Origin of the sequence: Micromonospora sp. WMMD987, assembly GCF_029581435.1 — a bacterium.
Classification (GTDB): domain Bacteria; phylum Actinomycetota; class Actinomycetes; order Mycobacteriales; family Micromonosporaceae; genus Micromonospora; species Micromonospora rifamycinica.
This window is the reverse complement of sequence record NZ_CP120861.1, coordinates 689,433-712,804: the sequence shown is the minus strand read 5'-3', so window position 1 is coordinate 712,804 and position 23,372 is coordinate 689,433. Positions and strand designations below refer to the sequence as shown.

The window sequence follows — 23,372 nt, the reverse complement described above, 5'->3', positions numbered from 1 at the left end:
GTGTTGCGCCCGCCGGACCACCCTCGGTCCGGATGTCCAACGTAACGCGCCGCCCGGGTTCCGGGTCCCGGGGGCGGCAAACAGCGTCCGCGCGGCGGCACCACCGACGCCGCGCCGGCCGCAGCGGCCGGACGGCGCCACCGTACACCGTGGGTAGGGCCGGAAGTGGGCCACGGTGACGATGACAGCCCTCCGACCTGGGCCAACCCCGTTGTTCACAGAGTGAGACGAGCAGTGTACCGTCCGCAACACTGTCCTTGATCGGACAGTCCACCGTCACGGCCGGGCGGTCACGGCCGGAGCGGTCACGGTCGGGCGGTCACGGTCGGAGCCGTCACGGTCGGAGCCGTCACGGCCGGAGCCGTCACGGCCAGAGGTCGGCGGGGGCGGCCGTCGGGCGGTCGCCGACCAGCTCGGCCAGTCGGGCCAACCGCCGGCCGCCGATCCGGTACGCCGGCCCGCCCGCGTCCGGCTCCAGCAGCGCCGCCGGCAGGCCCACCGCGGCGAGCGCGGCCCGCACCACCGGCCACCACGGCTCGTCCCGACGGTCCAGGCGCAGCAGCAGGCCCGCGTCGTCGGCCGCGCCGGCGGCGGCCAGCCAGAGACGCAGCCGCCGCCCGTGCAGGTGGAAGTGGGCGGGCGGACGCTTGACCCCACCGGCCAGCCAGGCCGTCGCCAGCGGGGCCAGGGTGGTCAGGTACGAGGTACGCACCCGGTAACGCTGCTCCCCGGTCGCCTCCCAGCCCGCCGCGAGCCCTCGCCGGGCGAGTTCGGCGACGAGCACGTGCACCCGCCAGGCCGCGTCGACCTCGACGGACAGCCGGGCGGTGCGCCCCATCCGGTGCACCTCTCCCGGCCCGGCGAGCAGCCCGGCCAGGTCGGCGACGGTGGGATCGGCCGCCTCCGTGCCGAACAGCGACAACTGACGCACCGGTTCCCCGGGCGGGTCGGTACGCCTCAGCGACACTCCGGAACCTCGTCGAAGGCCTGCTTGAGCTCTGTCGAGTTGAGCCGCCCGGTGTCCAGCGCGCTCGCGTCGTACTCCTGGTTGAGCTTGTCGACGGCGGCCTGGACCCCGTCGTAGAAGGCGGTGGCCTGCCCGGTGTCCAGGGCGTCGATGGTGTCCCCGGCGTGTCCGTAGGCGTCCCTGATCCGTTCCAGGGCCGCCCGGAACGCCTTCGACACCTCCTCGCCCCGGTCGGTCTCCGGGATGCCGGCGTCGGCGATCCGGCGGCGGGCCGTCTCGCTGGCCTGCTCGGCACCGGCGAAGAGCCGCACCAGGTTCTCCTTCGCCTGTGCCGGGGTGGTCTGCGCGGTCATCTGCTGGTGGGTGCTGCTGGTGAGCTTGCTGATCTCGGCCCGCCACGGGGTGAGCGCCTCGCAGACCGAGGCCGCCCACGCCCGGGGGGTGGGCCCGCCGCCGCAGCCGGCGACGACGAGTACGAGCGTGGCGAGGACCACCGTGAGCTTTCCGGCGGCACTCGCCCGACACGTACGCATGCGATGCAGCGTACGGCCTTCGCGCGATTGTGCCAGCGATCAGGTTTCGCGCTGGTCGGCCCGCGCAGCGGGTTCCCGGACGGCCGGGAACCCGCTGCGTCGTCACTCAGACGTTGGCCGGTTCGACCCGCTCGGGGTCGTTACCCGAACCGGTGCCCCCACCGTCCGGGGTGGAGTCCATCGCGACGCCCTTACGCTTGCTGAACACCACCGCGGCGACCACGATCAGGGTGGCGACCACCGCGATCGCCAGGCGCAGCGGGGTGTTCCGGTCGTCGCCGACGCTCCAGGCCACCACGGCCGGCGCGATCAGCAGCGAGACCAGGTTCATCACCTTGATCAGCGGGTTGATCGCCGGGCCGGCGGTGTCCTTGAACGGGTCACCGACGGTGTCGCCGATGACCGTCGCGGAGTGCGACTCGGAGCCCTTGCCGCCGTAGGAACCGTCCTCGACGAGCTTCTTGGCGTTGTCCCAGGCCCCACCGGAGTTGGACAGGAAGACCGCCATCAGGGTGCCCGCCCCGATCGCCCCGGCCAGGTACGACGCCAACGCGCCCGGCCCGAGGCCGAAGCCGACCGCGATCGGGGCGAGGATGGCCAGCAGACCGGGGGTCATCAGCTCGCGCTGCGCGTCCCGGGTGCAGATGTCGACGACCTTGCCGTACTCGGGGCGCTGGGTGCGGTCCATGATGCCGGGCAGCTCGCGGAACTGCCGGCGGACCTCCATCACCACCGCGCCGGCCGAGCGGGACACCGCGTTGATGGCCAGCCCGGAGAAGAGGAAGACGACCGCCGCGCCGATGATCAGACCGACCAGGTTGCGCGGGTTGGCCACGTTGAGCGCGTTGAGGATCTCGGTGCCGACGTCCCCCACCCCCGCGTCGGAGTACGCGGTCCGCAGCGTGTCGGTGTACGAGCCGAACAACGCGGTGGCCGCGAGCACGGCGGTGGCGATCGCGATGCCCTTGGTGATCGCCTTGGTGGTGTTGCCGACCGCGTCCAGCTCGGTGAGGATCCGGGCGCCGTTCTCGTCGATGTCGCCGGACATCTCGGCCACACCCTGCGCGTTGTCGGAGATCGGGCCGAAGGTGTCCATCGCGACGATCACGCCGACGGTGGTGAGCAGGCCGGTGCCGGCCAGCGCCACCGCGAACAGCGACAGGGTGATGGAGCTGCCGCCGAGCAGGAACGCGCCGAAGACACCGGCACCGATCAGCAGCGCCGAGTAGACCGCCGACTCCAGGCCGACGCTGATGCCGGCGAGGATGACGGTGGCCGGGCCGGTCTGCGAACTCTTGCCGATGTCCTGCACCGGGCGGCGGTTGGTCTCGGTGAAGTAACCGGTCAGCGCCTGGATGGCGGCGGCCAGCACGATGCCGATGACGACCGCGCCGATGGCGACCACGCGCGGGTTCTGGTCGACGTCGGTGAGCCCGCCCTCCAGCTCCCCGAAGGTGGCCGGGAGGTAGAGGAAGGCGGCGATCGCGACCAGGACCGCGGAGAGCAGCGCGGAGAGGTAGAAGGCCCGGTTGATGGCGGTCAGGCCGTTGCGGTCGGAGGCGCGCAGCCGGGTGATGAAGACCCCGACGATGGCGATCAGCACCCCGATGGTGGAGATGATCAGCGGGAAGACCAGGCCGTCCTCGCCGAACGCGGCCCGGCCGAGGATCAGCGCGGCGACCAGCGTGACCGCGTACGACTCGAAGAGGTCGGCGGCCATGCCGGCGCAGTCGCCCACGTTGTCGCCCACGTTGTCGGCGATGGTGGCGGCGTTGCGCGGGTCGTCCTCGGGGATGCCCTGCTCGACCTTGCCGACCAGGTCGGCGCCGACGTCGGCGGCCTTGGTGAAGATGCCGCCGCCGACCCGCATGAACATGGCGAGCAGCGCCGCGCCGAAGCCGAAGCCCTCCAGCACGGTCGGTGCGTCGCCCTTGAAGAGGCCGACCACCAGCGCCGCGCCGAACAGGCCGAGGCCGACGGTGAGGAAGCCGACCACGCCACCGGTGCGGAAGGCGATCTTCATGGCGGCCTCCCGGCCGCCGGCCGCCTCCCGGGCCGCGGCGGCGACCCGCAGGTTGGCCCGGGTGGCCAGCCACATCCCGGCACCGCCGATGAACGCGCTGAACAGGGCGCCGACCACGAAGAACGCCGACCGGCCGATCTTCACCGCCAGTTCGCTGCCGTCGGTGTCGTGCACCGGCAGCAGGAAGAGCAGCACGACGGCGATGACCACGAAGATCGCCAACGTCCTGAACTGCCGGAGCAGATAGGCGGAGGCGCCCTCCTGCACCGCGCCGGAGATCTCCTGCATGTTGGTGGTGCCCTTACCGGCTGCCAGCACGGCCTTGGTCAAGGCGGCGGCGAAGACGAGTGCCACCAACGCGATGACCGCGGCGATGACGACGTACGTCAGGTTTGCTCCGGTAAGGGACAGCGCGCCGCTGTCGGCGGCGAAAGTCCCGGACATCTGTGTCCTCCTGTGCCGAACACTGTCGCGTCGGCCAGTGGACGTATGACCGACGCCTGGATGCGGTGGCGCACGCGCCCCGACCTGCGCCGACAAAAGATGATCAACATCCATATCCGCTGGTTGCCGGAAGGGTCACGTGCTGACAACTCACAGACTGTAGCCCTGGCCAGTGTTGGAGGTCACATGAGGGGGACGCCGTGTTCGGATGATCTTCGTAACTGTGTTATGAGGAAAAATCTGATATAGGAGACCATCACGACCACGAGGCCGCGACCCCCGTGGGTCACGGCCTCGTGAACAGAACGTGAGGTCAGCCGCCGACCGGCCACACCATCCGGACCTCGGTCCCGATCCCCTCGGCCACCGGACGGACCTGAAGGTCCTCCACGAAACCCGCGAGCAGCGCGAATCCCACGCCGGTGGTCAACGCCTCGTCGGTCAGCGTCTCGTTGGCCAGCTCGTCGGCGTTCAACGCGGCCAGGCCCAGCCCCGCCTCGATCGGCGCCCGGTCCACCACCCGCACCGCGTACGCCCCGGAGTCCGACATCTCCACCAGCACGGGATCGGTCAGGCCGTACTGATGGTGCAGGGCCACCGCCCGGGTGCACGCCTCACCGATGGCCAACCGCACCTCGTCGAGCAGGTCCTCCCGGACCCCGGCCCGACGGGCCACCGCGACACCGACCAGACGGGCGGTGCGCACGTGCACCGGGGCCGGCGAGAAGGAGAGCCGGACCGTCGCCATCACGCGCCGGAGCCGGCGGGGTCGGCGGCGACCGCCGCGTCCACCGTCGGGTGCAGGGGGAAGACCTGGTCCAGCGCGGTGATCCGGAAGATCTTCAGCAGCGGCTCCTTGCCGCAGACCAGGGCGAAGGAACCCCCGGCCGAACGCAGCCGCTTCAGGGCGCCGACCAGCACGCCCAGGCCCGTGGAGTCGAGGAAGTCCACCCGACCCAGGTCCACGACCACCCGCCGGGCCCCGCCGTCGATCAACTCCAGGAGCCGTTCGCGCAGTCGAGGTGCGGTGTAGACGTCCACCTCACCGCCGACCTCGAGCACCGTGTGCTCCCCCACGGTGCGGGTCGCCAGCGACAGCTCCATCAGTCCTCCTCCGAGAGCCGTAAACTCTCCTGGGCATCTAACCATCCCCGCCACAGGCCCCGGCGAGGTCACCGGCGGAGCTCCTCCATACCCACCGGCCCGGTTGTTCAGCACCGAACACCAGTGCGAGAGTGCAGGACGTGGATCCCGCAGCCCCCGCCACCGCAGCCTCCGGCACCGGCCGACCGCCGGCCGAGCTGTCGGACCGGCTGCCCACCCGGCACCCGGCCGAGCTGTTGGACCGGCTGCGTACCCGGCACCCGGCCGACCCGGTCACCCACGTCGAGCGGGTGCCGGCCCGCGCCGGGCAGCAGACGCCCTGGCCACACTGGGCACCCGAGGAACTGCGGGCGGCGTTCGCCCGACGCGGCGTCACCGCCCCCTGGCGGCACCAGGCCGAGACCGCCGAGCTGGCGTACGCCGGGCAGCACGTCGTGGTCGCCACCGGCACCGCGTCCGGCAAGTCCCTGGCGTACCAGCTCCCGGCGCTGGCCACGCTGCTCGCCGACCCCCGGGCCACGGTGCTCTACCTGGCCCCCACCAAGGCCCTCGCCGCCGACCAGCTCCGCGCCGTCGCGGGCCTGGACCTCGACGGGGTACGCCCCGCCTGCTACGACGGGGACACCCCGCGCGCCGAACGGGAGTGGATCCGGCGGCACTCCCGGTTCGTGCTCACCAACCCGGACATGCTGCACCACGGCATCCTCCCCGGGCACGCGCACTGGTCGGGGTTCCTGCGCCGACTGACGTACGTCGTCGTCGACGAGTGCCACACCTACCGGGGCGTCTTCGGCTCGCACGTGGCGCACGTGCTGCGGCGGTTGCGTCGCCGGTGCGCCCAGTTCGGCCGTACCCCCGTCTTCCTGCTCGCCTCGGCGACGTCGGGCGAACCGGCGGTGACCGCCGGACGGCTCACCGGCCTGCCCGTCACCGCCGTCACCGAGGACGCCTCGCCACGCGGTGGCGTCACCTTCGCGCTCTGGGAACCACCACTGCTGCCACCGCCGGCCGACGCCGACGCCAGGACGGCGGACCTCGTCCAGGTCCGTAGGTCGGCGCTGCGGGAGACCGCCGACCTGCTCGCCGACACCGTCGCCGCGGGGGTACGCACGCTCGCGTTCGTCCGGTCCCGGCGCGGCGCGGAGGTGGTCGCGGCGAACGCCCGGCGGGCGCTGGACGAGGCGGTGCCCGGCCTCGGCGAGCGGGTGGCCGCCTACCGGGGCGGCTACCTCCGCGAGGAACGCCGGGAACTGGAACGGGCGGTGCTCCACGGCGACCTGCTCGGGCTGGCCTCCACCAACGCGCTGGAACTCGGCGTCGACCTGGTCGGGCTGGACGCGGTGCTGATCTGCGGCTGGCCCGGCACCCGGGCATCGCTCTGGCAACAGGCCGGGCGGGCCGGGCGTTCCGGCGACGAGGCGCTCGCCGTGCTGGTGGCCCGGGACGACCCGCTCGACACCTACCTGGTGCACCATCCGGAGGCGCTGTTCGGCCGCCCGGTCGAGGCGACGGTGCTCGATCCGGCCAACCCGTACGTGCTCACCCCGCAGCTCGCCTGCGCCGCCGCCGAGTCCCCGCTCACCCCGGCCGACCTGGAACTCTTCGGCGACGGAGCGAAGGAGGCCGTCGACCACCTGGTCCAGGCCGGCGACCTGCGGCAGCGCCCCACCGGCTGGTACTGGCGGCACCGGGAGCGGCCCGAGATCGACCTGCGGGGCGAGGGCGGCTCGCCGGTCTGCGTGGTGGAGGCGTCCACCGGGCGGCTGCTCGGCACCGTCGACGGCGGCTCGGCGCACTTCCTCGTCCACCCGGGGGCGGTCTACCTGCACCAGGGCGTGTCGTACCTGGTCGACGCGCTGGACCTCGACGACGGATGCGCGCTGGTGCACCCCGAGGAGCCGGACTGGTCCACCCACGCCCGGGACGTCACCTCGCTCTCCGTGGTGTCGGTCCGCTCCTACCTGGACGCCGGGCCGGTCGGACTCTTCCTCGGCGAGGTGGACGTGACCAGCCAGGTGGTCTCCTACCAGCGTCGCCGGATCGCCACCGGCGAGGTGATCGACACCCGGCCGCTGGACCTGCCGGCCCGGGAACTGCGGACCGTCGCGGTCTGGTTCACGCTCTCCCCGCAGTCGCTGGCGGCGGCCGGCGTCGAGACGGCGGACGTACCGGGCGCCCTGCACGCCGCCGAACACGCCGCGATCGGGCTGCTGCCACTGATGGCCACCTGTGACCGGTGGGACATCGGCGGGCTGTCCACCGCCCTGCACCCGGACACCGAGGCGCCCACCGTGTTCGTCTACGACGGCCACCCCGGCGGGGCCGGGTTCGCCGAGCGGGCCTACCGGACGGCGGCGGCCTGGCTGGGCGCCACCCGGGACGCCATCGTCGAGTGCGGCTGCGAGACGGGCTGCCCGTCCTGCGTCCAGTCCCCGAAGTGCGGTAACGGCAACAACCCGCTGTCCAAGCCGGATGCGGTGAGGGTCCTCGACGTGGTCCTGACCCACCTTCCCGGTGAGCCCTCCGCACCACCCAGACAGACAGTTCACCGCTCCCGCCTTCCGGATCACGCTTGAGTCGGGGAACATGTGGGCATTGATGCATGGGAGCGCTTCCATCGATACTGGGAAGTGCGCCTTACCGCCGACCCTGCCGTTCTTCCCGACCCGGAGGAGAAGCCGTGGCCGACACCATTGCCGAGACCGTCGACCTGCTCTACACCATCGACCAGGAAAACCTCACTCCCGACCAGTTGATCGCGCTGGGTGCCGCGCTGGCCAGCCTGGCCCAGGCGGAACGCCTGGACCAGATCAACGAACGCCTGCGCGGCATCCACCAGGTGCTCAACACCTGGGCACTGAAGGCGACCGCCGCCGACGGACGCTGACCGGTGACCGGTGGGCGTTGACCGGTGGCCGGTGGGCGTTGACCGGTGGCCGGTTCGCGGTGGGCGGTGGTGCTGCCGACGGGCGTGACCAGTAGGCCCCGGTCGGCGGATGCCGGCCGGTGGCGCTGGCCGGCGGATGCTGGTCGACGGGCGCTGACCAGCGGGCTGTGCGAGACTCCGGCGCACCCTTCGGAGGAGTTTTCATGCAACTGGACAGTTTGCAGGCACAGCACCAGTTCCACGTTCGGCAGCGGATTCGGATGATGGTCAACCAGTACGAGGTCCGGGCCGTGGCGGCGGACGGCACCGAGGGCGCGCTCCTGGCGTTCGCGCAGCAGAAGCGGCTCGCCTTCAAGGAGCAGGTCACCATCTACACCGACGACTCCAAGCAGCAGCCACTGCTCGGCTTCAAGGCCCGTCAGCGGCTCGACCTCGGTGCCACGTACGACGTGACCGACCATGCCGGCACGCCGATCGGGCTGTTCCGCAAGGACTTCACCCAGTCGCTGTTCCGCTCCACCTGGCATGTCGAGCAGGCCGGACTGCCGCAGATCACCGGTCAGGAACGCAGCATGCCGGTGGCGCTGCTGCGCCGGTTCGTCGACTCGCTGTCGTGGCTGCCGTACCACTTCGACTTCACCGCCGGCGGCCAGCCGGTCTTCTCGGTGATCAAGCAGTGGGGCCTGCGGGACCGCTACGTCGTCGAGGTGCCGCACCCGCAGATCGACCGTCGCCTGGTGATCGCCATGGCCATCGGTCTGGACGCGCTCCAGGGCCGCTGACCCGCCGGCTGTCCCGGGGTGCGCGACTGCGCGCCACGCCCCCCGGGACAGCGGTCGGCCCGCCCACCGGTGCCTGCGTCCCCCGTGCTCAGCCACGGACCGGTCCGGCGCGGGCGGTGGCGGTGGCGGACCGGCGGAGCCCCGGCAGCGGGGTGACCGCCACCTCGACCGTGACCACCACGTCGAGCCCGTCCACCTGGCAGGTCACCAACCGGGCGGCGTTGGCGCGGACGACCTCCCCGGCGGTCGTACAGGCCGGCTCGACACCCTGCCACGCCCGGCCCGCCCCGGCCAATGCCCCGAAGTCGGCACCCACTCGGGCCTGGTGCCGGGCCAGCCGGGCCGTGCCGATCGCCGCCCCGAACCCACCCACCAGCACGAACACCATGCCGATGGCGAGCAGCAGAACACTGGCCCCACCCCGGTCCGCGCCGACGTCCCGCCGACCCTCGCAGCGCTGCTGCCGCCCACCGGGTTGCGTGTCGACATCCCGCCGACCCTCGCGGCGCTGCCGCCACCCACCGGGCTGAATCGACGACCGACCGGACCACGGCCGCTCACCTGCGCTTGCGTCGCGGAGGGCGCGGGCGTCGGCCCCGGATGGACCGTTGGAGCGGTCGCCGGGCACGGAGAGAATTTCGGCGCGGTCGCCGGGCCGGGTGGCGACGGGGGTCACCGTCCGGGCTCCGCTGCACCCGGTTCGACGGCGGCGATCGTGCTGGCCTCGACCGTAAGCCGGGGCAACCGTGCTCCGAGCGCCCGGACGGGGGCGCGTACCGTCGCGGTCACCCGGTCCGCGTCCACTGCGACCGAGACGGTCGCCGACGCAGGGGCGATCCGGGTGCCCGCGCTGACGCCGTCGCCGCCCCGGGAGGCGGCGAGCGCCGCCTCCCGGGCCGCGTCCAGGCAGGCCGCCTTCGTGGTGACCGCGTCGGTGGCGGTGAGCCCGGCGAGCAGGAGCAGGAGCAGCGCCGGCAGACCGGCCGCCAGTTCGGCGGTGAACGAGCCCCGGTCCGCACCGGCCGGCCGGCGCGGCATCACTTCAACGCCCGGTCGATGACAGCGGTCAACGCCGACTGGACGTTCCCCGAGGTGAGCACCTTGAGCAGGATGCCGGCGAAGGCCACGGCGGCGAGGGTGCCCACCGCGTACTCGGCGGTGTTCATTCCCGCGTCCCCGCGCAGCCGGGTGAGGAGTTTACGCATCTGTCGTCCCTTCTCGATGATGGTTCACAGCACGTCGCCGAGGACGGCGACGATCACCGGCACCAGGCCGGCGAGAATGAAGGCCGGCAGGAAGCACAGGCCGAGCGGCAGCACGATCAGCACGCCGGCCCGGCGGGCGGACGCCTCCGCCGCCGTGGACCGGTCGGCCCGCAGGTCGTCGGCGACCCGGGTGAGGGCACCGGCGAGCGCCGCACCACTGCGGGAGGAACGCAGCGCGGCACCGACCACCCGGTCCGCCCCGGGCACCGGGGTGAGGTGCGCCCAGGCCTCCCGTGGCTCACCACCGAGCAGCAGTGTCCGCCCGATCCGGCCGAGCCGGGCCGCCAGCGGACCGTCCAACGCGTCGGCCACCGCGAGCACGGACCGGTCGACCGGGGCACCCGCGCGCATGGCCGCTGCGAGCAGATCGGCGGCGAGCGGCAGGTCGGCGGCCTCCCGCAGCCGGCACGTCCGGGCGGCGGGGGTCTCGACGCGTCGCAGCAGGCGGTCTGCCAGCGGGGCGGTCAACGCTCCTGCCAGGACCCCGGGCCAGCCGCCCACCAGCAGCAGGACCGCCAGCCCGGCCAGCCCGGCACCGAGCCTCGTCCGGTCCGGCCACCAGTCCGACCGGCCTCGGCCGGAGCGTCGGCCGGTGAGCAGGTGCCACCGCCGACCAGCCCGGTTACCGCGAACGGCGACCAGCAGCGCGGCCAGGACCAGGCAACCGGCCGACAACACCGACGGGGACATCAGCCCCTCCCGCCGGGTGTGGTGCCCAACCGTTCGGCCCAGAGCAGCCCGCCGACCTGTAGTCCCATGGCCGCCAAGGCGCACCCGGCACCCACCGGGGTGTGCAGCAGCACCACCAGCGGGTCGACCCCGATGCCGTAGCCGAGTGCGATGCCGCCCAACGGAAGCCCGGCCAGCAGCAGCGCGGTGGCGTTGGCACCCGCCGCCTGGGCGGCGGCACCGGCCAGTCCCCGATCGAACGCCCGGGCGTCGGCCTCGACCCGTTCGAGGAGTTCGGCCAGGGGGGCTCCGGTCCGGTCCGCGAGCCGGACGGCCGACCGGGCCAGCCGTTCGAGCCGGTCCGTCCCGGTCGGATCGTCGTCGGGACCACCCGGGGTCATCTCGCCCAGCCGGGGCGCGGAGGGAAACCCCACCGGCACGCCGCTGCTCCCGGCCCGGCCGCCGCCGGTCGGCGGACCGGCCTCCGGGCGGCGGCCGGCGGTCGAGCGGCTCCCGAAGGCCGGAGCCGGGCCGGGACCGGCCAGGAGGTCGACGGCGGACGGTGGATGGAGGGGATCGAGCGTCGGAGCGGGCAGGCCGGCCCGCAGGTCGGCGGCGAACGCGCCGAGGAGGTCCAACCGGCGGCGGCGTTCCCGGACGATCCGCCCGGCAGCCCGGCGTCGGTACGCGGCGCGGGCGGCGAGCATCCCGTAGCCGGCCAGCAGGGCGGCGGCGACAGGCCCGGCGGTGAGCCCGCCCGTGCCGGCGCCCACAAACCCGACCAGCAGTACGACCCGACGCGGGCGGCCGGCTGCCACCCACCACAGCGGTCGTCGACCGGTCGCCGGTCGACCGTCGGCGACGGCGGAGGCACCCCGGTCCGGGTCCTCACCGGTTGCCCCGGTGGACATCCCGGTCCCGATCGACCCGGTGGGGCCGGGCACTCCGACGAGACCCGTGCGCCTCCGGCGGACGGTCCAGTCGAAGAGACGCATCCGGCCGGCGGACTCCGGCGACCCGACGGAATCCGGTGGCGGACCGAGCACACGCCGACGACGGCGACGGCTGCTGCGTACCGGCCAGGCGACCACCACGGCAGCACCGGCCAGGAGCACCACCACCGGCCACGCCCCGGCTGTCATGCCGGCCCCGCCGCAGCGGGCGGAGGGTCGTGGACCGGGGGCGGGACGGGCGCTCCCCGATCCTGCAACAGGGCCGCCAATGCCGGCCACGCCGGCCCGACGCCCTGTCCCCGTACCCAGGCCGGCACCACCGTGACCAGCCGGTCGGCTCCCTGGGGCAGCAGCAGGCAGATCGACTCCACCAACCGGCCGTGCCGGCCCCGCCGGACCTGGACCAGCACCTGGAGTGCGGCGGTGACCTGGGCGTGCAGCGCCGCCCGGGGAAGGCCGCCCAGCATCCCGAGCGCCTCCAGCCGGGCCGGCACGTCGGCCGGGGTGTTGGCGTGCAGGGTACCCGCCCCGCCGTCGTGGCCGGTGTTGAGCGCTGCCAGCAGATCCACCACCTCCGCACCCCGGCACTCGCCGACGACCAGCCGGTCGGGGCGCATCCGTAACGCCTGCCGGACCAGCTCGCTCAGCCCGACCACGCCCGTGCCCTCCACATTGGCCGTCCGGACCTGGAGGCCGACCACGTGCGGGTGCACCGGACGCAGCTCGGCGGCGTCCTCCACCAGCACGATGCGTTCCGTCGCCGGCACCAGGCCCAGCATCGTGTTGAGCAGGGTGGTCTTGCCCGAGCCGGTGCCGCCGACCACCAGGTACGCCAGCCGGGCAGCGACCAGGGCGGCGAGCACCGGCGCGACCGGACGCGGCACCGTGCCCCGCTGGACCAGCTCGTCGAGGGTGAACGGGCGGTGCCGAAAGGTGCGCAGCGACAGGTATGGGCCGTCGGTCGCCACCGGGGGCAGCACGGCGTGCAGCCGGGTGCCGTCGGGCAGCCGCGCGTCCGCGTACGGGGAGCCGTCGTCGAGCCTACGCCCGGCGGCAGCGGTGAGCCGTTGGGCGAGTCGGCGTACGTCGTCGACCGTGCCGAGCGGCACCGCCACCTGGCGCAGCCCGGCACCCCGGTCGACCCAGACCCGGACGCCGTTCACCAGCACGTCGGTGACCTGCGGATCCTCCAGGAGCGGGGCGAGCGGCCCGGCACCGACCAGTTCGTCGTGCACCCGGTCGGCGATCCGCAGCACCGCGGTGTCGCCGAGGACGGCGGCGGACGGGTCGGCGCGGACGGCGGAGACGATCGCCGCCGGGGTGACCGGGGTGGCCGCGTCGGCCATCCGTTGCCGGACCCGGGCGGCGAGTTCCTCCGAGCGGCCGGTCATGCGGCACCCGGCACGGGCAGGCCGGTCAGCTCGGTGACCAACCGGCGGCAGAGGGCGGCGAGCGGGCCGTGGCCGGCGGCGGCCGGTGCCTCGCCACGTTCCAGCCCCCGGCACAGGGCCGGTTCGGGGCGCAGTGTTCCGGCGAGCGGGAGCCCCACCGCCCGGGCCACCTCGGTCGCTTTCAGCCGGCCGGGGGCGGGGCCCCGGACGATCACCCCCAGGGTGGCGCAGTGCGGGGCCGCCGCGGCGACCACCCGGGTCGCCGCGGCGGTGGCCCGCAGCTCGGCCGGTACCACCACGTACGCCTGGTCGGCGGCCTGCAACGCGATCACGGCGGCGTCGTCGAGCTGGCGCGGAAGGTCGATCACCACGAAGTCCCGGCCGCGCCGCGCGGCGTCCACGGTGGCGGCCATCGCCTGGGCGGGCAGGACCATCGGCTCGCCCCGGTCCCAGGAGAGGACGACCAGGTCACCCCGGTGCGGCAGGGCGCGGACCAGGGCGGGCGCGTCGACCCGCCCGTCGGCGTCGGTGAGCGACGGCCACCGCAGACCGTCCAGCCCCTCCCAGCCGAGCACCAGGTCCAGGCCGCCGCCGAGCGGATCCGCGTCGACCAGCAGGGTCCGCAGGTGGGCGCGGGCGGCGGTGACCGCCAGACCACCGGCGAGGACACTCGCGCCGGCGCCACCCCGACCGCCGAGCACCGCGACCGTCCGGGCGGGACCGGCCGCGTCACCGCCCGGCGCGCATCCGGTGAACCGGTCGACCAGCCACGGCTCGGCGGCGGGCAGGGTGGCGACGTGTTCGGCACCGATCAGCTCGGCGATCTCCCAGCCCGGGTCGAGCTGACCCGAGCGCCCGACCAGCACCATGCGGGGTCGTTTGGGCAGCCGGGCCCGCAGGCAGGCCTGCGCCTGATCGCTGCCGACCAGGACCAGCGGGCTGGGCAGCCAGCGGGCGCGGGCGGCAGCCGGATCGGCGGCCACCTCGACCTCGGTACCGCCCGCCGCGGCGAGTCGCAGCAGTTCGTCGAGGAGGTCACCGTCGGAGGTGACCAGCAGCGGTAGTCGTCGGTGCGGCGAGAGGGAGGTACGGGGTGGCATCACGGCCTCCAGCGGTCGGGGGTGCTGGACAGACCCTGCGCCGGGTGACCGGGTCCGTGCCGCTCGGACCGGCCGCCCTGTGGACAACGGGACGGCCTGTGGACAACCCCCGCCGCCGCTGTGGATCTGCTACGGCCGGCGGCCGACACCACGGCTGTGCCGGCGGTCCCCTGCTCCACCTTCCGTCGCCCGCACGAGCCCGGTAGGAGGCTCTGACCAGCACCGGAGACACCCCGGGCGGTCCATCCGGCGCGCGGTCACGGCCGATCGACGCCGCTACCCGGGTGACCTCCGGGGAACGAACACGAAAAAAAGTCCTGTTATCTCCAGCCGGCTCATTGACGACATACCGCGTCGTACGCCGATAATCGTCACCGCACGCCACCGCGACGGTGGCATCCGCCGCTCTCGGAACCGGGGCCATGGCCGACTCACCCGACGAAACACCCCCCACCCTGCGCATCGGTGGCTGGCTCCCCGAGCCCCAGCAGCACCAGGCGTTTCCGACCTACCTCGTCCCCCCGGCCGGCCGACACCCGATCGACATCCCCGCCGCCGGGTCACCGGCCGCCCCGCTGCCGTCTCCTGTCCACACCGTCGAATCCGACGGCATCGGACGGACCCTGCTGCTGGCCGGAGTGGCCTGCGGCCTGGTCATCAGCCTCGTCCTCGCATTGTCGCCCCTGTGGTCCGGAGCGGGGCGCGGCGGGGCGGCGCTCCCCGTGACGCCCTCGGGAGTCGTGGCCGGTCCGGACCTCGCCGCCGTGCAGAGCCCCACCCCGATCGACGACTACTCGCCCGCGCCGGTCTCGATGGCTACCCGCGCGGCGTCGCCGGCCGCGCCGCCACCGCCCGCGCCGACCCGCCAGCCCGCCGTCGGTACGGCCCCCCGCCCCGCCGCGACCACCCCGCCGCCGCGCCCGACCACCACCCCGCCCCAGCCCACCCCGAAACCGCCGACGAACCAGCCCGGACCGGGCGAACTGACCCCACTGCCGGCGTCCCAGGAACGGTCGCTGCGGTCCAGTGCCAACGGGCCGTCGACGTACGTCGAATTCGTCAACGCCCGACGCTCCCGGGTCGTCGTCTACTGGCTCGACTACCAGGGCCAGCGACGGCAGTACAAGGTCCTCGACGCCGGGCGGTCCTACCGGCAGCAGACCTATGTGGGCCACCCGTGGGTGGTCACCGACGAGCGCGGCCGGGGACTGGCCTGCTTCCTGCCCGCCCGGACGACGATGAAGGCGGTGGCGCGGTAGGAGCGGCGGATCCCTGCCCGACCCCGGGGCAGTCACCCACCTCACGCCGCCGGGACCGGGACCACCGAAACGGTACGATCCCGGCCATGCACCCGACCGGCCGACAGCCGATGCGGCTCCTTCCCGGCGAGGGGAAGTCCTTCCTGAAGTGGGCCGGCGGGAAGACGCGGTACGCCAGGACGCTGGTGGCCGCCGCGCCCAGCTTCACCGGCACCTACCGCGAGCCGTTCCTCGGCAGCGGCGCGGTGTTCTTCGAGCTGAATCCCGCCACGGCGGTGCTGAGCGACGCCAACGAGGAGCTGGTCACCTGTTTCCGGGCCGTCGCGCGGGACGCGGAGGCCGTGATGGGTCGGCTCGACGAGTACCCCAACACCCGCGAGCACTTCGCGGCGGTACGACGACAGGACCCCGCCACCCTCCCGGACGTCGAACGGGCCGCCCGGGTGATCTACCTGAACAAGACCTCGTTCCGGGGACTGTGGCGGGTCAACCGGAAGGGCCAGTTCAACACGCCCTACGGCGCCTACGACCGCCCCTACTACAACCGGCGCACGCTCCTCGAAGCCGCCAGGATGCTCGACGGCAAGGACATCCGGGTCGCCGACTTCGAGGAACAGCTCGACGAGGCCACCGCAGGCGACTGGGTGTACCTCGACCCGCCGTACGCGCCGCTCGGCGGCTGGGCGGACTTCCAGCGCTACACCCCCGGGCAGTTCGGCGAGGACGACCACCGCCGGCTCTGCGCGGCGATGAAACGGGCGAGCGGACGCGGCGTCCTGGTGACCCTGAGCAACAGCGACACCCCGTTCGTACAGCGGCTCTTCGCCGACGACTTCCAGGTGGCCAGGATGGCGACCCGTCGGGACATCAACCTCCAGTCGACCAAGCGGGGCAGCTGGGACCTGGTGGTCACGAACTACGACCTGCCCGACGCAGCGCGGCAACTCGCGGGCTGACGACCGGTGCCCGGCCCCAGGGGGACGGCAAACCCGATGTGGGTGCTTCTACAGCACCGATCGCCGACCTGGCCCGCAGAATAGGGACGCCGCGCCGGTGAAAGCGACCTGAGGCAGCAGTGAGTGTGATCGAGTGCCGTATCGCGTGGTCAGAGGCACGAGGCGTGCGGCCGAGCATGATCGAGTATGGATACGCAGGTCACGTCCGTCGAGGCAGTCAGTGTCGGGGATCGTGACGTCTCAGTAAACCCCACCACAGACAGCTTTCGGTCGGAAGCTTCTATCCGGCCCAGCACCAGGGGTATGGTCGCCCATCCACGATGGACCCCAGTGACGCAGGAGGCTAAATGGCTGCGCCTACAGCGCAGGTCACGCGAAGGCCGGCGAGCCTCGACATGAGGGAAGTCGGCCTTAAGCTATCCAAATGGTTCTTGTTTGAAGTCGTATTTGCGCTCGTCCCCCTTGGCTTCAACTGGCTAGGGTCAATCCTCCACGGAGGCGGATCAGGAATAAACGTCATCCTCGGTCGAGGGGAGTTGCTGCTGGTCTCGACCGCGATCGTCGCCGCCTCTCTCGGAGATTTGGTAAACAAAGGACTAAACCCGCAACTGCGGGGATTTAAGCAGCTACTCGTCGGAGTTGGCATATTCCTTATTGTTGCCGCAACCTGGCTCTACGCCGAAGCTGCCGCAACCCCCGGCGAAGCAGCAACCGTAGATCTAGGTCTGGTTGTTACACTCTCACTCACAGTCGCACTGGTAGCAATCATCCTGAGCATGGCATGCCTTGTCGTGGCGGAGGTAAAGTGATGTCGAGCTTGTCGCCCGCCCTGTTCTCCATCGTCGCCATTGCTGCCGCGCTGCCCGCAGCACTCATATCGGCAGCACGCGCGTTCCAACTCATCCGCGGAAACCGAAATAGCAACAAGGTCAACCTACGCATCACCAGAGATGGCGGCGAAGTCATCGAACTCACCGCCGACAGCCTCCACCGAGAGGATCTCGAACGCATACTCCAGTACCTCAACGATGAGGTCTCGAAGCAGCCACCAGAGCCAGACGCTCGCACACCTGGCACGGATGCCTGATAGAACCCGCTCTTCAGCAACCCAGATGAGTCGCCAATTCGCCGACCAGCCTCCAATTACGAAGCCGAATCTACCGCCTCAACGTCGAGACTAAACAGTGCCAGGAAACGTCAACTTTCAAGTTGACGATTGTCGACCACACTGTCGGCTATACACCAAATGGATCCGCTGGCACGACAAGAAGGCGTGCCTGCAATACCGCGCAGGTGGCGACGCAGGTTGCCGCACCACTACCTACCCGTACATCAACATCTAGGCACCACCGTCGGCGACAACCCGTGAAACTGGGAGGTCGAAAGTAGTTCTGCATACTGACACCCCGGATGGTCGCACAGCCAGTAAGGAGCAAAATGCAATCAGCGCTCCGATTCCTACTTATTACTACTCTACAATTCGCTGGAGCAATAATCGCTTTTGCCTTCCTTGTGACGCTTGCATTCGAGCCAGGAGAATGGCGAAAACCAGACTGGCTAATTGACCTACTGCCCTTACTGACGACGATTCTTGTGGCTAATGCGCTGGTGCAGGCCTTTCGGCTGTGGCGACACTCAACCCATAAGAACTAGCACGGCCACCATGTGGATGCGTGTTCGTCGTTCAGATTAGCGACGAACACCGCCCATCCCGTCCGCCATCGAGCAGGACGGCCTGGGCGTCGTCGAGGCGGTTCCAGGAGTGGGCTGTCGTGGTGTCGCCTGAGGTGGAGGAGGCTGGTTGGCGGGCGCTGGGCCAGTAGGTCGGCTCCTCTACACGAGTCGGCTCGTATACCCGGCGTCGACCAGGCGGCTGTAGGCGTCGCGGACGTCGTCGGGGACGTGCTGGGGGATCGCGAAGCCGAGTTCGGCATACTTGTCGATGCGTTGGGTGTCCCCGACCAGCATGTCCATGACCTTCTTGGCATCGCCGATGCTGGTCACGTAGTCGTCGAGTGAGAGCGGGTGAGACGCGCAGATCACGTCGACCTCGGACCAGAGTTTCTTGCAGGTGGCGTACGCGCGGCGCTGTTGGTACGGGCGGGACATCAGGATCACCGATCGGGCCTGAATTTGGTGGTCGGCGAGGAGCGCGCGGGTGTGTTCGATGTTCTGGCCGGTGTTCTTGGCCTGCGTGTCGATGAGGATCGCGTCGGCCGGCACGCCGTGGGCTATGGCGTACTCGCGGTAGTGGACGGCTTCGCCTCGGGGGAAGGTGCCGATGGTGGTCGGGGCGTTGGCACCGGTGAAGACCAGGTGTGGGTACATCCCTCGGTGGTAGAGGTCGGTGGCGATCCTGGCGACTCCGAGGTCGTGGCTGCCGAGTCCGACACCCACGTCGACCGGCCGGATCTCGTGGTGCATGTGGTGGTAGTTCCACAGGCGTTCGACGTCCGTACGGTGTTCGGCGGGGATGGTCGGTGCAGTCGTCGGCATCCGTCCGGTCTCTCAGTCGGGGATCTCGAAGGTGTACGACCAGGTGAAGCGGGATGCGGCGTGGACCCCTCGGGCGAACTCGACAGGTCGGCCGTCGTGGGTGAACGTCGTGCGGTGCAGGACCATGACGGGTTCGCCGGCCGGAAGTTGGAGGAGTTGGGTCTCCTCGGGAGTGGGCATCCGTGCGCGTACGGTTTCGGTGATGACGTCCGGCTCCAGTCCCCGGCCGGCGAGGATGGCGAAGCCTCCTCCTCGTCCGGCTGGCCCGGGTGTCGGGTCGACCAGCGAGGTTCCTTCCACGTCTTCCGGCCGGTAGTAACTGGTCAGGGTGTGGGTGGGCACGTCGGATTCCTTGACCAGGCGGGCGCGTTCATAGACGGATGCTCCGGGCTTGAGTCCGAGCGCTTCGGCGGTTTCGGCGTCGGCCTTCGCCAGGCGTACCTCGTTGGTCTGGTCGCCTGGTGTCCAGGTGCGGCCGGTGACCTCGCGGTCGGCGGCGAACGCGACGAGCCCTGACTTCCACTTGCTCTTGGCGTAGCGGTCGATGCCGAGCCGCTTCATCGCCACCCGTGGTCGCACGACGGTGCCGCGTCTGCGGACGGGCGTGACGAGTCCTTCGGCTTCGAGCAGTCGCACTGCCTGCCGGACGGTGTTGATGTTGACGCCGTGCTCGGCGGCGATCTCGTCCTGCTTCGGCAGGGTGCTGCCTTCGGTGTAGTCGCCGCGTTGGATGGCATCCCGCAGGAGCGTCGCCAGATCCCGGTACCCGATGCCCACTCACTCCTCCTGGCCGTGCGCTGGTCGAGTTGTCTCTGCCAGCACAGTGTGCCTCACCGACGAGCATTAGAGCTAGTTCTATTGACATCAGTTCGACGATCGGGTCACATAGAGCTAGTTCTAATATCGGCTCGGCGGGAAACATGATGCGCAATGCGATGAGGACTTCCAGCTTGTCCGGATCATCAGCAGCGCACCGAGGCTGGCCCGGGGTGGGTACTGGTGCGGGGCGGCGACCCGAACGCCGTCCCGTGAACGGCCCGCCCACCCCGGTGCCTCGCACCCCGTCACCGCATCGGCCGGGCGTGCCCACACCGGGTGACCTGGTCCTGATCGACCACCGGGCATCGGTGCAGTTCGCCGGCGAGCGGGCGTTGTGGCTGCGGGTGACGTCGGTGGACGACAGGCCGACGTACGACGGGTGGGTGTGGCTCACCGGCTACTCGATCAACCAGGCCACCGGTGAAGCAATGGCACGGCGTGAGGTCTTCGTGCAGATCGCCGGCCTGCGCGTGCAGCCACGGACGACCGGGAGCACGACGACAGCGGGCACGCCGCCGCGCAGGAACGCGGGGCCGACCAGGAGGGGACGCGGTGTTTGACATTCGGGTACGGCTCGGGGCGGTGCTGGAGATCAGCGCGGCCGAGCGGCTGATGCCGTCGGACGGACCGGTCACCTTGTGGGTGACCGGGGTACGGCTGGTGGCCCACCGCCCGCCCCACGACGAGTGGATCTGGATCGAGGGGATCCGGCTCGGCCGGACCGGCCGGCGCGGCCAGCAGGCGCGAATCCTGGTCCGCGCGAGCAAGTTCCGGCCGGAGAGCACGGAAGATCGGCCAGCACCCTGGCCAAAGGGACGACCCCCGTCGGGGGAGCCGGACGGACGCTGTCGGCTCGTGCCGGTCGGTGCCGATCAGTGCGGTTGCACAGCTGACGCCAAGCGTCCTCTGCTGCGTCTTACCGGCCTGGATCGAGTGGCTTGCTGCCTCGTCGCTGCCTCCAGCCAGCCTGGTCGACTAGGAGGAGATGAGGGTCGATGAGAGTCGTACACACACCGCCGACGACTCTTCTCGGTTCGGCCGTCCGTGAAGATCGCTGGGGTAGTCTCCCCGACGTGCATGTTGAAGCCTCCGGACCGACAGTCAGACTACCGCCACCGAACGCTATCACCTGCGTCTCCGTCTTCTCGGGGGGCATGGGTCTTGATCTGGGGCTGGAGCAGGCCGGGTTTTCCGTGCGCATGGCTGCAGATAACATGCCGGCGGCCGTGGAGACAGCGCGAAAGAATCGCGCGAGTCTTCCTGTATGGGATGGAGACGCGCGAGAACTCTCAGCGACTCTTATTCATAAGCTAACCGGTTTGCAGCCCGGTGAAGTAGGCTTGCTAGCCGGCGGCCCACCATGCCAAAGCTTCAGCACTGCCGGCAAGAGACTTGGGTTGGACGATCCAGGGAAGGGCGAGCTCGTTTTTGAGTTCATTCGACTTGTTGACGAACTTCGGCCGCAAGCCTTTTTAATGGAGAACGTGAAGGGCATACTATCCGCTTCCATCAAGTGGCGCCAGCTTCCTTACAATAACAACGGCAAAATTATCGATGAGCTCCACGGCTCCCTCTTTCGTGAGCTATGGAAGAGGCTAGAAGCCATTGGCTATAGCATCGGATATCGCGAGATCAATGCCGCAGACTATGGTGTACCCCAGACCAGGAAACGCGTTTTTCTCATTGGATACCGGGAGGGAACACCAGTCACCTTTCCGGAGCCGACGCACGCAAAGGAAGGGGGACTTTTCCTTCAACGTTGGGAGACCATCGGAAAATGCCTCGCAGACTTGAAGGACGACGCTTCACATTGCGCTAGTTTTAGCGAAAGAAAGCTCAAGTACCTGCGCATGATCCCAGAAGGAGGAAACTGGCGAAATCTTCCGGTGAATCTGCAACAAGAGTCTATGGGGCGGGCATTCTATGCTAAGGGTGGGCGCTCGGGATACTGGCGACGACTTGCGTTCGACACCCCGTCGCCGACTATCCTCACCGAGCCGCAGAACGCAAGCACGTCGCTTTGTCACCCCACAGAAGATCGCCCCCTCACCGTCAGGGAGTGCGCCAGGATCCAGACCTTCCCAGATGACTGGCAGTTCTGCGGACGAGGGGGCGATCAGTACAAGCTAGTTGGCAACGCGGTTCCGGTCCGGCTTGCAGCAGTGCTCGGCTCTCATATCCGACAGGTTCTTGAGGCCGCACCATCCTCAGCTTTGAGCGCCGCCTAATTATTTGTTGATACGACGGAATAGCTTCGCGTAGTCCAGATTGCCGTCGCGATCTCCAATTTCAGGCGTTGCCGCAGCAACCAGCCCCGTCAGCAGGGAGGGGACAAGAGTGTCAAGGATCTCCCTCCTGAATTCGGAGCAAAGCAAGGCGCAGACCTCTCCAACGCGGACATCATATTCCTTATCCCCTCCACCGACCTGTTCCCAGAACTCGCGACTAGCAAGGGAAACGTACTCCTGACCGGGAGCTTTCGACGTCTTCGCCCGACCGTAACACGGGGCGAAAAAACCGACAAAGATTTTCCCTTCCTTCTCATGCTCCTCTCGCACGCGGACGATGGTGTTCGACAGATTCTTCCGCGAGCTCATTGGCATGCAGTCCCAGCTCATCTTGACTTGATACCCATGCACTTCGTTCGACGACCCCGAAACCTCGAAGTCAAAGTCATCCGGGTGAGCTGGGATCCTGGCACCCGGGAAACAGACCTTCGCTACCGCCTCCAACAGGTGCCCTACAGCCTCTTCCTCTGACGCATAAAGGGCGGATTGAATCTGCAAGGCCGCCCACTCTTGGACTGTCTTCGCACCTCGAATACGAAGCAAGAAGGGGTTAGTTCTCTTTAGCCGTTCGGATACTCGAAGCTCCGAGAAACGCTTGCGCATGCGACCGATATAAAGGCGCTCCGCCTCAGCAACCAAAAAGCTAGCTTGGGATGCGCTGATACTCAAAAGGTTCGCAACCTGTTCCTCTAGATCTTCCGTGTTGGCCTGGTGGGACGTTGCCGCTTGCTGCGCGGCAAGAGGTTCCTCCGCGACCTCAAGGAGCTCTACAGCGATGGGCTGGGCAGGTTGTCCGGTCATTGCGGCCTTCCTGGGGACGAATGTGGTGGCGTCAAGTCTGCCTTGACGCCTCACTCCAGAGATAGGACCGTCTATCCATCCCGTCTGCCGTCGACCCGCACTCCTGTTGAGCGGGCCGCCGCCCGGCCCGCCACGTCAAGACGGCCTTGACACATGGTCAGACGCTGGCGGGTCGGGCGGCGGCCTGCTCGGCTCGCCCGGGTCGACGGCGGGCGGGATGGCTCCCACCGCCACCACCCACGGACCGCAAGCCGCCGACGCACCCACGGCCATCCCGGAGCCGGAGCGCCCCCGCCGGAGGCGCAGTAACCGCCACCCCGCCACCCACCCGGCAGCCGCCGACGAACCCGGCGTGCGCTCCCCTACGCCGCGCGGCCCGGCCGGCTGCCGACCCACCACCCCCCTGGGAAACGGCCTGTCGTCATCCGGTGGCCCACCGGGCTACCCGCCCTCCGCGCCAGCCGCCGGGCGTGTTGCGTGACCGGAGCGGAGCGCCAGCGCAGCGACGGACGCGCGCCCAGGCGGCGGCGCGTGCGGCCCGTCAAGGGCCGCCCTTGATAGATGTAAGGAAAGTCCTCCCACAGCTGGCGGCCGGCCGGATGTCCTCCGTCGGCTGATGCGCGACACGCGTCCGG

The 23,372-nt window shown here is 70.3% G+C and carries 23 protein-coding genes and 1 pseudogene; 9 read left to right on the top strand and 15 right to left on the bottom strand.

Features of this window, described 5'->3' with window-relative positions:
* Nucleotides 1-364 precede the first annotated feature (364 nt).
* The 5 genes from O7612_RS03215 to O7612_RS03195 form a co-directional block, all read right to left on the bottom strand.
* Nucleotides 365-967 (bottom strand): hypothetical protein, encoded by a 603-nt coding sequence (locus tag O7612_RS03215; protein ID WP_282270292.1) that lies wholly within the window; start codon nucleotides 965-967, stop codon nucleotides 365-367.
* Nucleotides 958-1,500 (bottom strand): hypothetical protein, encoded by a 543-nt coding sequence (locus tag O7612_RS03210; RefSeq protein ID WP_282270290.1) that lies wholly within the window; start codon nucleotides 1,498-1,500, stop codon nucleotides 958-960. The genes O7612_RS03215 and O7612_RS03210 overlap by 10 nt, the downstream gene beginning before the upstream one ends.
* Nucleotides 1,501-1,606: 106 nt before the next feature.
* On the bottom strand, nucleotides 1,607-3,967 hold the full coding sequence (locus O7612_RS03205) for a sodium-translocating pyrophosphatase (RefSeq protein ID WP_282270288.1): 2,361 nt from the start codon (nucleotides 3,965-3,967) through the stop codon (nucleotides 1,607-1,609).
* Between the two features lie 313 nt (nucleotides 3,968-4,280).
* A complete protein-coding gene (locus O7612_RS03200) occupies nucleotides 4,281-4,715 on the bottom strand; it encodes an ATP-binding protein (protein ID WP_282273778.1) in 435 nt (144 codons plus the stop codon).
* Nucleotides 4,715-5,071: an STAS domain-containing protein gene (locus O7612_RS03195; RefSeq protein ID WP_067300370.1), complete on the bottom strand. Its 357-nt coding sequence runs from the start codon at nucleotides 5,069-5,071 to the stop codon at nucleotides 4,715-4,717. Before O7612_RS03195 ends, O7612_RS03200 begins: the two co-directional genes overlap by 1 nt.
* A 197-nt stretch (nucleotides 5,072-5,268) precedes the next feature.
* Here O7612_RS03195 and O7612_RS03190 point away from each other — a divergent pair, with 197 nt between their 5' ends.
* The 3 genes from O7612_RS03190 (at nucleotide 5,269) to O7612_RS03180 (ending at nucleotide 8,740) form a co-directional block, all read left to right on the top strand.
* Complete coding sequence (locus O7612_RS03190) at nucleotides 5,269-7,647, top strand: DEAD/DEAH box helicase (RefSeq protein WP_282273777.1); 2,379 nt, start codon at nucleotides 5,269-5,271, stop codon at nucleotides 7,645-7,647.
* Nucleotides 7,648-7,751: 104 nt separating this feature from the next.
* Nucleotides 7,752-7,958, top strand: coding sequence for a hypothetical protein (locus O7612_RS03185; RefSeq protein WP_282270286.1), 207 nt, complete (start codon nucleotides 7,752-7,754; stop codon nucleotides 7,956-7,958).
* Nucleotides 7,959-8,161: 203 nt separating this feature from the next.
* Nucleotides 8,162-8,740, top strand: a complete 579-nt coding sequence (locus O7612_RS03180; protein ID WP_282270284.1) for a hypothetical protein — start codon at nucleotides 8,162-8,164, stop codon at nucleotides 8,738-8,740.
* Nucleotides 8,741-8,828: 88 nt separating this feature from the next.
* Here O7612_RS03180 and O7612_RS03175 read toward each other — a convergent pair.
* The 7 genes and pseudogenes from O7612_RS03175 to ssd all read right to left on the bottom strand — a co-directional run.
* Nucleotides 8,829-9,191, bottom strand: a pseudogene (locus O7612_RS03175) (Rv3654c family TadE-like protein); the annotation flags it as partial.
* A 221-nt stretch (nucleotides 9,192-9,412) separates the two neighbouring features.
* Entirely contained in the window at nucleotides 9,413-9,778 is a 366-nt protein-coding gene (locus O7612_RS03170; protein ID WP_282270282.1) for a TadE family type IV pilus minor pilin, read from the bottom strand.
* Nucleotides 9,778-9,945: a DUF4244 domain-containing protein gene (locus tag O7612_RS03165; RefSeq protein ID WP_013283643.1), complete on the bottom strand. Its 168-nt coding sequence runs from the start codon at nucleotides 9,943-9,945 to the stop codon at nucleotides 9,778-9,780. Before O7612_RS03165 ends, O7612_RS03170 begins: the two co-directional genes overlap by 1 nt.
* A gap of 24 nt (nucleotides 9,946-9,969) precedes the next feature.
* On the bottom strand, nucleotides 9,970-10,695 hold the full coding sequence (locus O7612_RS03160; RefSeq protein ID WP_282270281.1) for a type II secretion system F family protein: 726 nt from the start codon (nucleotides 10,693-10,695) through the stop codon (nucleotides 9,970-9,972).
* Entirely contained in the window at nucleotides 10,695-11,816 is a 1,122-nt protein-coding gene (locus O7612_RS29465; protein WP_348774260.1) for a hypothetical protein, read from the bottom strand. Before O7612_RS29465 ends, O7612_RS03160 begins: the two co-directional genes overlap by 1 nt.
* On the bottom strand, nucleotides 11,813-13,018 hold the full coding sequence (locus tag O7612_RS03150; protein ID WP_282270280.1) for a TadA family conjugal transfer-associated ATPase: 1,206 nt from the start codon (nucleotides 13,016-13,018) through the stop codon (nucleotides 11,813-11,815). The genes O7612_RS29465 and O7612_RS03150 overlap by 4 nt, the downstream gene beginning before the upstream one ends.
* Complete coding sequence (ssd, locus tag O7612_RS03145; RefSeq protein ID WP_282270279.1) at nucleotides 13,015-14,118, bottom strand: septum site-determining protein Ssd; 1,104 nt, start codon at nucleotides 14,116-14,118, stop codon at nucleotides 13,015-13,017. Before ssd ends, O7612_RS03150 begins: the two co-directional genes overlap by 4 nt.
* Nucleotides 14,119-14,540: 422 nt before the next feature.
* Here ssd and O7612_RS03140 point away from each other — a divergent pair, with 422 nt between their 5' ends.
* The 4 genes from O7612_RS03140 (at nucleotide 14,541) to O7612_RS03125 (ending at nucleotide 17,420) form a co-directional block, all read left to right on the top strand.
* Entirely contained in the window at nucleotides 14,541-15,377 is an 837-nt protein-coding gene (locus O7612_RS03140) for a hypothetical protein (RefSeq protein WP_282270278.1), read from the top strand.
* 86 nt (nucleotides 15,378-15,463) lie between these two features.
* Nucleotides 15,464-16,333, top strand: coding sequence for a Dam family site-specific DNA-(adenine-N6)-methyltransferase (locus O7612_RS03135; protein ID WP_282270277.1), 870 nt, complete (start codon nucleotides 15,464-15,466; stop codon nucleotides 16,331-16,333).
* 347 nt (nucleotides 16,334-16,680) lie between these two features.
* Nucleotides 16,681-17,142 carry a hypothetical protein gene (locus O7612_RS03130; RefSeq protein ID WP_282270276.1) on the top strand — a complete coding sequence of 154 codons (462 nt, stop codon included), beginning with the start codon at nucleotides 16,681-16,683 and terminating at the stop codon, nucleotides 17,140-17,142.
* Nucleotides 17,142-17,420 carry a hypothetical protein gene (locus tag O7612_RS03125; RefSeq protein WP_282270275.1) on the top strand — a complete coding sequence of 93 codons (279 nt, stop codon included), beginning with the start codon at nucleotides 17,142-17,144 and terminating at the stop codon, nucleotides 17,418-17,420. Before O7612_RS03130 ends, O7612_RS03125 begins: the two co-directional genes overlap by 1 nt.
* Before the next feature lie 746 nt (nucleotides 17,421-18,166).
* Here O7612_RS03125 and O7612_RS03120 read toward each other — a convergent pair.
* Nucleotides 18,167-18,829, bottom strand: coding sequence for a YdcF family protein (locus O7612_RS03120; RefSeq protein ID WP_282270274.1), 663 nt, complete (start codon nucleotides 18,827-18,829; stop codon nucleotides 18,167-18,169).
* Between the two features lie 12 nt (nucleotides 18,830-18,841).
* Nucleotides 18,842-19,606 carry a GntR family transcriptional regulator gene (locus O7612_RS03115; RefSeq protein ID WP_282270273.1) on the bottom strand — a complete coding sequence of 255 codons (765 nt, stop codon included), beginning with the start codon at nucleotides 19,604-19,606 and terminating at the stop codon, nucleotides 18,842-18,844.
* A gap of 305 nt (nucleotides 19,607-19,911) precedes the next feature.
* On the opposite strand from O7612_RS03115, the gene O7612_RS03110 reads away from it, so the two are divergent.
* Together O7612_RS03110 and O7612_RS03105 are read left to right on the top strand one after the other, a co-directional pair.
* Complete coding sequence (locus O7612_RS03110) at nucleotides 19,912-20,208, top strand: hypothetical protein (RefSeq protein ID WP_282270272.1); 297 nt, start codon at nucleotides 19,912-19,914, stop codon at nucleotides 20,206-20,208.
* A 435-nt stretch (nucleotides 20,209-20,643) separates the two neighbouring features.
* Nucleotides 20,644-21,876, top strand: coding sequence for a DNA cytosine methyltransferase (locus tag O7612_RS03105; RefSeq protein ID WP_282270270.1), 1,233 nt, complete (start codon nucleotides 20,644-20,646; stop codon nucleotides 21,874-21,876).
* On the opposite strand, the gene O7612_RS03100 is transcribed toward O7612_RS03105, so the two are convergent.
* The gene (locus O7612_RS03100; protein ID WP_282270269.1) at nucleotides 21,877-22,737 is read right to left on the bottom strand and encodes a PmeII family type II restriction endonuclease; all 861 of its coding nucleotides are present in this window, start codon (nucleotides 22,735-22,737) and stop codon (nucleotides 21,877-21,879) included. It lies immediately after the preceding gene.
* Nucleotides 22,738-23,372: the final 635 nt, after the last annotated feature.

Excerpts from the sequence above, each read along its gene's own strand:
- O7612_RS03210 (WP_282270290.1), bottom strand. The coding sequence starts at position 1,500 with ATGCGTACGTGTCGGGCGAGTGCCGCCGGAAAGCTCACGGTGGTCCTC.
- O7612_RS03205 (WP_282270288.1), bottom strand. The coding sequence starts at position 3,967 with ATGTCCGGGACTTTCGCCGCCGACAGCGGCGCGCTGTCCCTTACCGGA.
- O7612_RS03200 (WP_282273778.1), bottom strand. The coding sequence starts at position 4,715 with ATGGCGACGGTCCGGCTCTCCTTCTCGCCGGCCCCGGTGCACGTGCGC.
- O7612_RS03195 (WP_067300370.1), bottom strand. The coding sequence starts at position 5,071 with ATGGAGCTGTCGCTGGCGACCCGCACCGTGGGGGAGCACACGGTGCTC.
- O7612_RS03180 (WP_282270284.1), top strand. The coding sequence starts at position 8,162 with ATGCAACTGGACAGTTTGCAGGCACAGCACCAGTTCCACGTTCGGCAG.
- O7612_RS03170 (WP_282270282.1), bottom strand. The coding sequence starts at position 9,778 with ATGCCGCGCCGGCCGGCCGGTGCGGACCGGGGCTCGTTCACCGCCGAA.
- O7612_RS03165 (WP_013283643.1), bottom strand. The coding sequence starts at position 9,945 with ATGCGTAAACTCCTCACCCGGCTGCGCGGGGACGCGGGAATGAACACC.
- O7612_RS03160 (WP_282270281.1), bottom strand. The coding sequence starts at position 10,695 with ATGTCCCCGTCGGTGTTGTCGGCCGGTTGCCTGGTCCTGGCCGCGCTG.
- O7612_RS29465 (WP_348774260.1), bottom strand. The coding sequence starts at position 11,816 with ATGACAGCCGGGGCGTGGCCGGTGGTGGTGCTCCTGGCCGGTGCTGCC.
- O7612_RS03150 (WP_282270280.1), bottom strand. The coding sequence starts at position 13,018 with ATGACCGGCCGCTCGGAGGAACTCGCCGCCCGGGTCCGGCAACGGATG.
- ssd (WP_282270279.1), bottom strand. The coding sequence starts at position 14,118 with ATGCCACCCCGTACCTCCCTCTCGCCGCACCGACGACTACCGCTGCTG.
- O7612_RS03140 (WP_282270278.1), top strand. The coding sequence starts at position 14,541 with ATGGCCGACTCACCCGACGAAACACCCCCCACCCTGCGCATCGGTGGC.
- O7612_RS03135 (WP_282270277.1), top strand. The coding sequence starts at position 15,464 with ATGCACCCGACCGGCCGACAGCCGATGCGGCTCCTTCCCGGCGAGGGG.
- O7612_RS03130 (WP_282270276.1), top strand. The coding sequence starts at position 16,681 with ATGGCTGCGCCTACAGCGCAGGTCACGCGAAGGCCGGCGAGCCTCGAC.
- O7612_RS03125 (WP_282270275.1), top strand. The coding sequence starts at position 17,142 with ATGTCGAGCTTGTCGCCCGCCCTGTTCTCCATCGTCGCCATTGCTGCC.
- O7612_RS03120 (WP_282270274.1), bottom strand. The coding sequence starts at position 18,829 with ATGCCGACGACTGCACCGACCATCCCCGCCGAACACCGTACGGACGTC.
- O7612_RS03105 (WP_282270270.1), top strand. The coding sequence starts at position 20,644 with ATGAGAGTCGTACACACACCGCCGACGACTCTTCTCGGTTCGGCCGTC.
- O7612_RS03100 (WP_282270269.1), bottom strand. The coding sequence starts at position 22,737 with ATGACCGGACAACCTGCCCAGCCCATCGCTGTAGAGCTCCTTGAGGTC.